Raw genomic sequence first — 11533 nt, forward strand, 5'->3', positions numbered from 1 at the left:
TGGATATGAGTATAGATGTATTGTTTGATTTGCAGCTGGAGGTGCGGCGCCTGTTCATTGCGGGGAGCACCGTGGCTGCGGGGGATGTGCGATTGAAAAAAATGCTGCCGCAGCTTCAAAAGCTGGGAGAAGCGGCTCCGGTATTCCAGCGCGTAGCCCAGGCGGTGCAGCAGGTGGTGGAGCCACCCGCAGGCGGGGAGCCGAGCCTGGCTGCGGGCAAGCTGCTGGAGCTGGGAACGCTGCTTAGTTCGATTTTGTATACGCAGGGCAAAACGGAGGCAGCCGCAGCACGTACACAGGTGACGGGTACGGACACGACGCTGAATACGCGGATTCCTTACCGGAAAATCAAGCCCGTCCTCGAGGCGCTAACGACGAAAGGCCCCGGCCGCCTTGAAGTGCTTAATCTAGCGTATGAAGAGAAGCGGCTAACGGATTTTCGATTGCTATGGCCTGCCGTTGCCGCACTGGATGACAGCTATTCGGAGCTGGCCGAGTTCGTATGGCGCAAGGTTATTCCTTCCTGGGGGGCTGAAGCCCTGCCGGCGCTGCAGGAGCAGCTGGATTTGCAGGGAGGCAAGGGGGATGCCCGAAGGCTGCAGCTGATCCATGACCAGCTCGGCGCTTCCGGCTGCGAGCTGTATTTGAAGGCCGTGGCGGAAGGCGCACCGGAGGTGAAGGCTCAAGCGGTTGAGCTGCTGGGGCATTATGCCGAGCACGAGGAGCTGATTTTGCAGCAGGCGGATGAGAAGCGCAAAGAAGTCCGCCAAGCCGCTTACACGGCCTTGGCCCGTCTGGGGACGTCGCGCGCCTCGGAGCGGTTGTACCGGGCGCTGCTGTCCAAAGACCGGGAGCTTGCCGTAGATCCGATTCGTCTCTCCCGGGATGCGGACCTGACGGTGAAGGTCATTGAGCATATCGAGGAGCTTGCAGCCAAGCTGAACCTTCTCGATGCAGGGCAGCTTAAGGATTCCGCTCATGAGCTGCATCTGGCTTTGCAATGCTTGGACGATAAGAAGGATGCGCCGATTTTGCCTCTGCTCCAAAGACTGCTGACCGACAACAATTTCCTGATCAAAGGAACGGAGGATGCGCAGGAGGCTGCGGCGCAGCTATTGCTGAATCTGGGCCTGCCGGAAGCGGATCAGTTCGCGGTAACGCTCGGGCTTGAAGCGGGCGGCAAGCGGTTTGTTAGCTACAGCTTCAGAGCGGCGTTAAGAACCCTCGCTCCGAATGAAATTTACGACAGGTACGCCGGGTTTATAAAAAACAAAAGAGATGCGGCCTCGAGAGAGCTGCTTAAAGTATTTTACAATCATACTGAACCTGTATCCTCCTATGTTGCGGAAGCATGGAACCGCGATCAGGCCGAGCCTGCTGCTGCGTGGGATCCCCGATGGCTGGAATTGTTCATTGCCATCGATGAGGAGGAGCTGGTATGCCGTCTGGCGGAGAAGCCCGATAAGAAGCTGAACGCCTACCTTGTAAGAAAATGTAAAGCGGCAGGAGCCTTCAACCAGTACAAGACCGTTACGCTCTTGCTGACGCTTTTCCGGCTTGGGCATCCCGACGCCCCGGAGCTGCTCATGGAGAATTTGGAGAAAAGTACGGCACGGCAGCTGTATTATCTGGACTATGCTCAGCTTGCGGTGCTGTCCATGCTTCCCCGCCATTATGCGGAGGGATTGGAGCGGTTTGCAGAGAAGCTGCAGTACGACAGCGTCAAAAGACAGGTGCTCGAGGTCGTTGAAACAATAAAAGCCAAGCCGGACAATGCGTCCGATGCGGATTCGAAAGGAACGGGATGGTTGACATGGATCAAAAGCAAGATGTCTTAAGGCTTTCCTCCGAACGGCTGTACGAGGAGGAGCTGAACGCGTTAAAGCAGGCGGACCAGGATTCGAGACCTGCAGGCTGGCAGCTTTCACCGCGGTCCGTACTGACATTCATTACGGGGGGGAAAGCGGGACGTACTGTAATTACGCCCAAATATATCGGCAACCCGAGGCTTGTAGAAATGGCTATCGCCACCCTGCTGACCGACCGCGCGCTTCTTTTGATTGGAGAGCCGGGAACAGCCAAGTCCTGGCTATCGGAAAATTTGACGGCCGCCATACACGGCGATTCGTCGAAGGTCATTCAAGGCACGGCGGGCACGAGCGAAGAGCACGTGCGCTATTCGTGGAACTACGCGATGCTTCTGTCGCAGGGGCCGTCCGATCAGGCGCTGATCAAAAGCCCTATTTACCGGGCCATGGAAAGCGGAGGGATCGCCCGGTTTGAGGAAATTTCACGCTGCGCCTCGGAGGTGCAGGATGCCTTGATCTCGATATTGTCGGAGAAGACGATCTCGATTCCCGAATTGGGAAGAGAGCTGTCGGCTTCAAGAGGCTTCTCGATCATCGCAACGGCGAATACGAGGGACCGGGGTGTCAATGAAATGTCCGCCGCCTTGAAACGGCGTTTCAATATTATCGTGCTGCCTTCTCCTGCGAATATCGATACGGAAGTGGAAATCGTACGTAAGCGCGTCGGCGAAATTGCAGCCAACTATGAGCTTCATGCCGCCCTCCCGGATGAAGAAGCGGTGACGAAGGTCGTCACGATTTTCCGTGAGCTGCGAAGCGGCAAGACGCTGGACGGGAAGGAGAAAATCAAACCGCCGAGCGGGGTCATCTCGACGGCGGAGGCGATTTCACTCTTGACCGGCAGCATGGCCTTGGCGGCCAGCTTCGGCAGCGGCACTATTGCGCCGGAGGACATTGCCGCAGGATTGCAGGGTGCGATTGTGAAGGATGAAGAGAAGGACCGGCTCGTATGGAAGGAGTACCTGGAAAATGTGATGAAAAAGCGGGGTGCGGCATGGAGAAGCTTGTACAACGCGTGCACGGAGATGAACGATTGAGCCGCAGCCCTAGGGGCGCCGCTGATGAGGAACAGGTGCAGGTGTTCGGTATTCGGCACTTGTCCCCGACAGGGGCATATCACCTGAAGGCATTTTTGGATGAGATTGAGCCTACAGCCGTATTGGTGGAGGGACCGCAGGATGCGAGCGGCTTTATCGCTTCGTTGACCTCCCGCGGCGTGGTGCCTCCTGTAGCGATCCTGGCCTATACGGACCAGCTCCCCGTACGTACGCTGCTGTATCCGCTGGCTGATTACTCGCCGGAGTATCAGGCGTTTGTGTGGGCTAACCGCAAAGGAGCCCAGGTGGAATTTATCGACCTGCCCTCTCACGCCGCCTTGGCATTGTATGAGCAGAAGAGGGAGCGCCGTACTGCGGATACGAGCGGTGTCACCCCGGATGCGGCCCCGGCTTCGGCGAAAGAGACGGATCAGGGCCTAACACCGGCTGCGAAAGAGGAAGCCCCGTCCCAATCGGCCGGCGAGACAGGCTACCGGGCTTACGCGAGAAAGCAAAACGAGCTGTACCGACGCATTGCCGAGCTGTCCGGTGAGGCTGATTATGAGTCTTACTGGGAGCGTCACTTTGAGCATAATTTACAAAAAGACGCCTACCGTCACGGTATTTATGAGTACTCCACACAAATGAGGCGGTTGGTGGAGCAGGAGGAGTGGGAGCACGACCCGGCCGAGTCCGCGTACAACGAAATTCGCGAGGCCTATATGCGCCGACGGATTCGTGAGACGCTGGCCCAAGGCCACGCTCCCGCGAAGGTGGTCGTCGTGACCGGGGCGCATCATGCCTCGGCGATGGATTTGCGGCTGCCGGCGATGACGGACAAGGAGCTCAAGAGCCTTCCGAAGGCTGCGACGAAGCTGACGCTTATGCCTTATTCATTCTACAAGCTATCCTCGCACTCGGGGTACGGCGCAGGAAATGCGGCTCCGGCTTATTTCGAGCTGCTCTGGGAATGCCTGCAGCGGGGAGATTTAAGCCGTCTCCCCTCACTGTATTTTTCCCATGTGGCCGCGCATCTGAGGGAGCAGGGGACGCACCGCTCGACAGCATCGATTATCGAGGGCGTACGCTTGGCGGAAGCGTTGGCATCGCTTCATGGAGGGAGCCAGCCGACCTGGAAGGATTTGCGGGACGCGGCCACGACGTGTCTCGGTTACGGAGAACTGTCCACGATCGCTGAAGCGCTGGCCAGAACGGATATCGGGACCGCGATCGGCCGACTGCCGGAAGGCGTCAGCCAGACACCGATTCAGGACGACCTGAACCGTGAGCTCAAACGGCTGAAGCTCGAGAAATACAGAACCTCGGTAGCGACCAGCCTGGAGCTGGACCTCAGGGAGAACCGGAGAGTCCAATCGGAGGAAGCGGCCTTTCTCGATCTGCATCGCTCGACGATGCTGCACCGGCTGGAGCTGCTCGGCATCAGCTTTGCCCGCAAGCAGCGGGCGAGCCAGTCCGCTGCCTCGTGGGCAGAGCATTGGGTGCTGCAGTGGACGCCGGAGGCCGAGATTCAAGCGGTGGAATCAACGCTGAAGGGCGAAACGATCGAGCTGGCGGCGGCCTATGTGCTGCATGAACGGCTGGAGCAATGCGCCGACATTGCGGAGGCTTCGCGTCTTGTCCGCCTTGCTTGCGATTGCGGGCTGCCGGAGCTGATGGAGCAAGCGAGGCGCACGCTGCAGGAGCTTGCTGTCGATGCGGGAAGCTTCCAGCAGATCAGCTCGTCGGCCTACGAGCTATCGGTGCTGATCCGCTATGGCTCGCTGCGGCGGCTCGACACGGCCACGCTGCTTCCGCTGCTGCAGCAGCTGTTTTTACGCGGCACGCTGCTTCTCGCCGATGCCGCCGGCTGCAATGACGATGCGGCCAAGGGCGTGCTGGAGGCGATGCATTCGCTTCATGGCATTGCGCAGGAGCATTTCGAGACCGTAAATGAGCCGCTGTGGATTCAGAAGCTGCACGAATTGGCTGCGAGAGACGACCGCAATGCGAAGCTTTCAGGCTATGCATTCGCGATTCTGCTGGAGCGCAATGAAATGAACGAGGAGCAGTGCGCTCAAGAGGTATCGCGCCGGTTATCGCCCGGAATTCCGGCCGATCTCGGGGCTGGCTGGTTCGAGGGCCTATCGCTGCGCAACCGTTACGGGCTGCTGTCACGGCAAGCTTTATGGCAGCAGCTGGATACCTATATCGGCTCACTGGAGCCGGAGCCGTTCCAGCGCTCGCTTGTTTTTCTGCGCAGAGCCTTCGGCGGCTTCGAGCCGAGAGAAAAAGCGGCTGTCGCGGAGCTGCTCGGCGACATTTGGGGTATCGGTGCAGACGAGGCCGGAGCCGTGCTGCAGCAGCCGCTCAGCGAGGAAGAGAAGGAGACACTCGATGGACTCAATGAATTTGATTTTGGAGATCTGTAGCGATGACTAATACGAAGATCGATAAGGAGCAAGTCGCCCGTTGGCGTTTGATTCTGGGAGCCGCCGCAGAAGAACAGCTGCAATCGTACGCGCCTTCCTCTCTGCTGCTGGATGAGGAGGGGAGGCTGATGGACGAAGCATTAGCAGCCATTTACGATGACACCTCGGAGGCGGCAGAGCTGGAGGGGAGAGGCGGTTCCAGCCAACGCAGAACCGCTGGACTCGGCAAATCGTCTCCTCAGCTGGCCAAGTGGCTGGGCGATATCCGTACTTTTTTTCCGACGGATATCGTTTCGATTATTCAGGCTGACGCGATGGAACGCAAAGGGCTGACGCAGCTGCTGTTCGAACCGGAGCTGCTGTCCCAGGTCAAGCCGGATATTCAGATGGTTGCCACGCTCATGGCATTGAAAGGCAAAATTCCGGAGAAAACGAAGGATACGGCCCGCCAGTTGGTTCAGGCCGTCGTGGATGAAATTGTGAAGCGGCTGGCGCAGGATCTCCGGCGTGCGGTGACGGGGGCATTAAATCGAAGACAGCATTCCCCGCTCCCGTCCTCGACGGGACTGGATTGGAAGACGACGATCCGCAAAAATTTGAAGCATTACGATACCGAGCGGAAGCTGTTGGTACCGGAGAAAGTATATTTCTTCGACCGGGCCCGCCGCAGCAAGGAATGGACGGTCATTCTGGATATCGATCAGAGCGGCTCGATGGCCAACTCGGTCATTTACGCTTCGATCATCGGTTCTATTTTTGCGAGCATGCCTTCGCTGGATACGCGAGTCGTCGTCTTCGATACGGAGGTGGTGGATCTCTCCGAGCAGTGTGCGAACGACCCGGTTGATATGCTGTTCGGCATTCAGCTTGGCGGGGGGACGGATATCAATAAGTCCATCGCTTACTGCGAGCCGTTTATCACGGAGCCGAAGAAGACGATGTTCATCATCGTATCGGACCTGTATGAAGGCGGTAACCGGAGCGAGATGATCCGGAGACTGGCGGACCTGCACCAGTCCGGTGTCAAAACGATGTGCCTGCTGGCCTTATCGGATCAGGGCACCCCTTCTTACGACGACGCCGTCGCCAAAAAGCTGGCGCAGCTCGGCATCCCCTGCTTCGGGTGTACGCCGGACCGGCTTCCCGAGCTGATCGAGGGTGCCTTGAAGGGACAGGACCTGCAGCAGCTTGCAGGCCGAATCACCTCCACTGCCGGCAGTGGAGGAAGCGGAGTCTAGCTATGAAATGGATAAAATATCAATGCCGTCTATGACCGCGGCGCCCAGAGCATAATCGAGACGCCAATCAGGCATACGGCAGCCCCGACCCAATCGTACAGGTCCGGGGCTTTTTTGTCGACCCACCAGCCCCAGAGGACGGAGAGCAGCACGAAGACGCCGCCATAAGCGGCATAGACCCGCCCGAAGGAAGGGAATGTCTGCAGCGTGGGTATAATGCCATAGAGCACCAGAATAATGCCTCCGGCCAAACCGAAGCCCCAAGGCTTCGATTCCCGAAGCCAGAGCCAGATGAGGTACCCTCCACCGATTTCGGCCAGGCCGGCAATAACGAATAGAACGATTGCGGAAACCAACGCATGACCTCCCAGTATTATTTTACATAAGCCTGCATTTGATCTATCTAAATGCAAGCTCATATGGCCGACGAGAATAGTATACATCATTATAAATTTGAAGCTTATTTATCTATACTATCCGTCTCTTTGGTTTCAAGCAGTTCATTTACCAGGAATCCGTTATTTCCGGACTTTACGATTTTGTACTTGGATGTGAAGCTCTTTATTTTACGGCTTCCATCGCCGTAGAAGATGTCATATTGCTCAAAGGTGGTGACCTTGAAGCTGGAATCGTCCAGTTTTTCGGCGGATTTGGCTTCGACTGCCAGCAAGCTTTCTTTGATTCCTTTGTTTTTCAGGTAATCCATGTATTCCAACTGCTCTTTATATTTTTTTCCCTTAGTATCAATATACGATTCCACATAGGAAAAGTCATTCGTGTCCAAAGCTTTGATCCCTTTAATCAAGTAATCCTCCACAAAAATCTTCACCTTCTCTTCACCGACGAAGGGACGCGGGGACCGTTCTTGTATGTTTAGCGGATTGGCAGCTTCTGCGGACTGAATCCCCATAACCTCATTGTATTTAGCCAACATGCTATTGGCGTTGCTTTTGCGGCTTTTTTGCTCTGCCGACTTATCGTCCATCCACTTGATTTGCTTCTCCGCTTTATCGGCTTCCGCGTAGGCATTTTTGATCAAGGTAGACTGGGAATAGTAAGAAGAAGTCTTTTGAGCCTGTTGTTTAAAATCTTTGATTTTACCGATATAACTATCGTACTGCTCTACCGCATTTTTGTAAGAATTTGCTGCATTGTAGTAGTCCCTGAGTTCCGACAAAAATTTGCCACGGTAGCTTAGGGCATCGACGAAAGTGGATTGGGCATCCTTTAACTTCGTCGATAATACAACACCCAGCACCTCATCCTTCAGGGTACTGTTCTTACGAATGAGATCTTGAAATTTGTCGTAATATTCATAGTTTTCTAAATCGGACGGTCCAAGGGACTTAATCTCCTTATCGAGATTCTCGCTCCGCTGCATAACGCTTTGAAGTTTGTCTATATCTTTCATCAACTCATTGTACTCGGCAATCGTTTTTTCAACACCAAGGCCGTTATAATCCTTCTTTTCGGCCTTCAACGAAGCGTACTTGATATTATTATTAAGCTCGTTCACCTGAGTTTCGAAATTGTTCTTGGACTTCAATTCTCTATAAAATGTAACGACATCCTGTAGTGTCTTCTTGTCAGCAGGCGGCGCATCCACCTGCTTTTTGAATGTCGAACTGGCTGCTTCGATCGCTTCAAAATCCTTATTGTAGTTTTGTACCAGCGAGCTGTACTTATAATTTTTGGTTATTGCGTAAGTGGTTACACCGCCTACAGCAAGTAGAATTAAAAGCGAACTTAAGATCAAGATTCGTTTCATTTTTGTTTTTTTCTCAGTCTGGCTTACGTCCGTCACCACTTTCACCGTTGTTTCATTTGTTTGATTTTTTAACTCCATTTCTGACATTTGCCCCACTCCACTTTTTATATTCTAAATACCAAAGAACATTTCCCGTCTTGCCTAGGTATCCCAAGTGTAATTCGTTATTTTCCCTTGATTTCCTTCTAAAGAAATATTTTCAAACGGGCATTCGACATTCGATTACATATTGCAAAATCATAAATAGTCCTACCAAACGTAGATGGAATAAGGGATTTTACATTCAGCTTGTTTCCATGCTATATTAAGTTGATGCTTAGAAACAGGTATGGTGATATCCGTGGATGATTCAGTGAGATTGGTTTTTAAACGTTCCAAATTTAAAATTTCCCAACCCTTGACCCGAACCGGTCAAGGGTTTTTGTTTCCTTTGGGAAAAACTTGTGCCGGGGGGAACAAATGATGAGCAAGGAGAACAATGCCTCCATTGTGGCGATATGGATCAGCTTAATTAGCAATGTTGTACTGACAGCGATCAAAATCATTGTCGGTCTCGTGTTTCACAGCCAGGTACTGCTGGCCGACGGCGTGCACAATGCCGGGGATGTCATAGCGACCTTCGCCTCGCTGACCTCCATGCGGATCTCCCAGCGTCCGGCCGATGAAGATCATCCTTACGGACACGGGAAAGCGGAGGTTCTGGCATCGGCGGTTGTCGCCATCATTATGATCGCTGCTGCGTTGTACATTGCTTATGAAGCGATCGGCGCTTTCTTCGAGGAGCCCGTAAAAGCAAGCTATATTGCGCTTGGGGCCGCCGTGATTTCATTCGTATGGAAAATGGTTTTGTACGTCTATACGATCCGGATCGGTAAACGCATGAACAGCAAGGGGCTTATGGCCACGGCGTACGACCATTTGGCGGACGTGTATGCCTCCATCGCGGCAGTAGTGGGGATCGGACTCGCCCTGATCGGCGAAACGTACGGTATTCATTACTTGTCCTACGGCGACCCGTTGGCAGGAATCGTCGTGTCCATACTCGTATTGAAGCTGGCCGTCCATATGGGGCATGAAGCGTTTGACGTGCTGATGGAGAAAAATATCGCCCAAGAAAAGCTGGATGAATATGCCAAGCTGATTCAATCCGTTCCGGAAGTGAAGCGTATTGACCGGCTTCGTGCGAGAGAGCACGGTCATTATATATTGGTCGATGCCAGGCTCGGGGTGCCGGGAGAGCTAACAATTCAACAGGGGCACGATATTTCGCGGAAGATCAAGCAGCAGATTATGAGCAGCCACCCCGACGTGGATGAGGTGCTTATTCACCTTAATCCTTGGTATGCCGAGGACAACTAGCTTAAAAAAGAGGCGCGCTCGACAAATTTATATTAAAATAACAGGATTAACGTGCATAGCAAGCGATGCAAGGAGAGGAAATTCAACATGATACGATTTGCGGTTATCGGTACGAACTGGATCACGGAGCAGCTTATTCAAGCGGCACAGCGGCATCCGGACTTTGCATTGACCGCGGTATACTCCCGCACGGAGGCGAAGGCGAGCGAATTTGCCGCCAAATATGATGTTAAGGCGATCTTCACAGACCTGAAAGCCATGGCAGAGAGCGACGCTTTCGACGCGGTCTATATTGCCAGCCCGAATGCTTATCATGCAGAGCAGGCGATTCTGCTGATGGATCATGGCAAGCATGTGCTATGCGAGAAGCCTATAGCCTCCAATGCTGCAGAGCTTAAGGCGATGATCGCCGCCGCGCAGAGGAACAACGTACTGCTGATGGAAGCGTTGAAATCGACGCTGCTGCCCAATTTTCAGACGGTGCGGGATCACCTGCATAAAATAGGGACGATTCGCCGCTATGTTGCAAGCTACTGCCAATATTCCTCGCGCTATGATGCCTATAAGCAAGGCACGGTGCTCAATGCATTTAATCCCATCTATTCCAATGGTGCTTTAATGGACTTGGGTGTCTATTGTATTTACCCGTTGGTGGTCCTGTTCGGGAAGCCTAATGAGGTCAAAGCGGGCGGAGTGCTGCTAAGCTCCGGCGTCGATGGCGAAGGCAGTCTGATTGCGAAGTACGATGAGATGGATGCGGTAATCATGTATTCCAAAATTACGGATTCCGCGCTGCCCTCGGAAATTCAGGGAGAGCTAGGGACGCTTGTCATGGATAAAATCAGCACGCCCGAGAAGGTCGAAATCCGTTACAGGGACGGCTCAGTCGAAAATATTTCAAGACCCCAGTTGGACAGTAAGGCCCACATGTTCTACGAAATGGAAGAATTTATTCGTCTCCTGAACAGCGGCCAACGGGAGTCGGCTGTCAATTCGTTCGCAAATTCGTCTGCCGTTATGGACATGATGGATGAAGCAAGACGTCAAATGGGGCTCGTATATCCTGCGGATTTGAAAACCCAAGGAGCGATGAACGATGCATAATAAAGCCGAACGGATTAAAAATATGAAGCTGCCGTCCGTCATCACGGACCCTGCTTTGGATCACAGATTGCCGCCGGGACAAGTATGGACCGAGCGATTCCCGATTCTGCATGAGGGCGAAGTGCCTCAATACGATATGGCTGTCTGGACGCTGCGTGTATTTGGCGAGGTGGAAGAAGAGCGGGTGTTTAACTATGAGGAGCTTCTCTCCCTGCCGCAAACGAAGATGAAGTGCGATATTCACTGTGTAACCCGTTGGTCCAAGCCGGATACGACATGGGAGGGCGTCCTGTTCAGGGATGTGCTGAGCCTGCTGAAGGTGAAGCCGACAGCCAAGCATGTGATGATTCACGCCGATCACGATTATGAAACGAATGTGCCGCTGGAAGATCTGCTGGGCGATCAAATTATGCTCGCGCACAGCTACGACGGGAAGCCTCTGACACCGAAGCATGGATGGCCGCTGCGTCTCATCGTACCGCATCTGTACTTTTGGAAAAGCGCCAAATGGATTCGCGGCTTTGAATTTATGAAGGAAGACCGTCCGGGCTTCTGGGAAAGCAATGGATTTCACAATGTGGCCGAGCCGTTCCGTGAGGAGCGCTTCTCCGGCGAGCCGCTGCCGCTGCCCGAAGACGAGTGGGTCGGCAAAGATTTCGATTGAGTCCGCGAACCCCCAGGAACTGGGAAGGCCCTGAAAAACGGGCGGAGGGGACGGAATCGTTCTGTA

General features: G+C 53.9%; 9 protein-coding genes. 7 read left to right on the plus strand and 2 right to left on the minus strand.

The window, feature by feature from the left end; all coding sequences use genetic code 11:
- Positions 1 to 5 precede the first annotated feature (5 nt).
- Genes CF651_RS25335 through CF651_RS25350 form a run of 4 tightly spaced genes read left to right on the plus strand, consistent with a single transcriptional unit; the run spans position 6 to position 6572 of the window.
- Positions 6 to 1838: a HEAT repeat domain-containing protein gene (locus CF651_RS25335; RefSeq protein WP_094017662.1), complete on the plus strand. Its 1833-nt coding sequence runs from the start codon at positions 6 to 8 to the stop codon at positions 1836 to 1838.
- On the plus strand, positions 1814 to 2905 hold the full coding sequence (locus CF651_RS25340; protein ID WP_094017663.1) for an AAA family ATPase: 1092 nt from the start codon (positions 1814 to 1816) through the stop codon (positions 2903 to 2905). The genes CF651_RS25335 and CF651_RS25340 overlap by 25 nt, the downstream gene beginning before the upstream one ends.
- Complete coding sequence (locus tag CF651_RS25345) at positions 2863 to 5334, plus strand: DUF5682 family protein (protein ID WP_245856151.1); 2472 nt, start codon at positions 2863 to 2865, stop codon at positions 5332 to 5334. The genes CF651_RS25340 and CF651_RS25345 overlap by 43 nt, the downstream gene beginning before the upstream one ends.
- 2 nt (positions 5335 to 5336) lie before the next feature.
- Entirely contained in the window at positions 5337 to 6572 is a 1236-nt protein-coding gene (locus tag CF651_RS25350) for a VWA domain-containing protein (protein WP_094017665.1), read from the plus strand.
- A gap of 29 nt (positions 6573 to 6601) precedes the next feature.
- On the opposite strand, the gene CF651_RS25355 is transcribed toward CF651_RS25350, so the two are convergent.
- Together CF651_RS25355 and CF651_RS25360 are read right to left on the minus strand one after the other, a co-directional pair.
- Entirely contained in the window at positions 6602 to 6928 is a 327-nt protein-coding gene (locus CF651_RS25355) for a YnfA family protein (RefSeq protein ID WP_179232989.1), read from the minus strand.
- Between the two features lie 104 nt (positions 6929 to 7032).
- Positions 7033 to 8427, minus strand: a complete 1395-nt coding sequence (locus CF651_RS25360; RefSeq protein ID WP_094017666.1) for a TcaA NTF2-like domain-containing protein — start codon at positions 8425 to 8427, stop codon at positions 7033 to 7035.
- A gap of 375 nt (positions 8428 to 8802) precedes the next feature.
- On the opposite strand from CF651_RS25360, the gene CF651_RS25365 reads away from it, so the two are divergent.
- The 3 genes from CF651_RS25365 to CF651_RS25375 all read left to right on the plus strand — a co-directional run bounded on the left by CF651_RS25365 (position 8803) and on the right by CF651_RS25375 (position 11467).
- On the plus strand, positions 8803 to 9699 hold the full coding sequence (locus tag CF651_RS25365; RefSeq protein ID WP_094017667.1) for a cation diffusion facilitator family transporter: 897 nt from the start codon (positions 8803 to 8805) through the stop codon (positions 9697 to 9699).
- Positions 9700 to 9786: 87 nt separating this feature from the next.
- Complete coding sequence (locus tag CF651_RS25370) at positions 9787 to 10803, plus strand: Gfo/Idh/MocA family protein (RefSeq protein ID WP_094017668.1); 1017 nt, start codon at positions 9787 to 9789, stop codon at positions 10801 to 10803.
- A complete protein-coding gene (locus CF651_RS25375) occupies positions 10796 to 11467 on the plus strand; it encodes a sulfite oxidase-like oxidoreductase (RefSeq protein ID WP_094017669.1) in 672 nt (223 codons plus the stop codon). Before CF651_RS25370 ends, CF651_RS25375 begins: the two co-directional genes overlap by 8 nt.
- Positions 11468 to 11533: the final 66 nt, after the last annotated feature.

The sequence above is a fragment of the Paenibacillus rigui genome (assembly GCF_002234615.1).
Taxonomy (GTDB): Bacteria; Bacillota; Bacilli; order Paenibacillales; family NBRC-103111; genus Paenibacillus_S; species Paenibacillus_S rigui.

Excerpts from the sequence above, each read along its gene's own strand:
- CF651_RS25375 (WP_094017669.1), top strand. The coding sequence starts at position 10,796 with ATGCATAATAAAGCCGAACGGATTAAAAATATGAAGCTGCCGTCCGTC.
- CF651_RS25360 (WP_094017666.1), bottom strand. The coding sequence starts at position 8,427 with ATGTCAGAAATGGAGTTAAAAAATCAAACAAATGAAACAACGGTGAAA.
- CF651_RS25350 (WP_094017665.1), top strand. The coding sequence starts at position 5,337 with ATGACTAATACGAAGATCGATAAGGAGCAAGTCGCCCGTTGGCGTTTG.
- CF651_RS25340 (WP_094017663.1), top strand. The coding sequence starts at position 1,814 with ATGGATCAAAAGCAAGATGTCTTAAGGCTTTCCTCCGAACGGCTGTAC.
- CF651_RS25335 (WP_094017662.1), top strand. The coding sequence starts at position 6 with ATGAGTATAGATGTATTGTTTGATTTGCAGCTGGAGGTGCGGCGCCTG.
- CF651_RS25370 (WP_094017668.1), top strand. The coding sequence starts at position 9,787 with ATGATACGATTTGCGGTTATCGGTACGAACTGGATCACGGAGCAGCTT.
- CF651_RS25365 (WP_094017667.1), top strand. The coding sequence starts at position 8,803 with ATGAGCAAGGAGAACAATGCCTCCATTGTGGCGATATGGATCAGCTTA.
- CF651_RS25345 (WP_245856151.1), top strand. The coding sequence starts at position 2,863 with ATGGAGAAGCTTGTACAACGCGTGCACGGAGATGAACGATTGAGCCGC.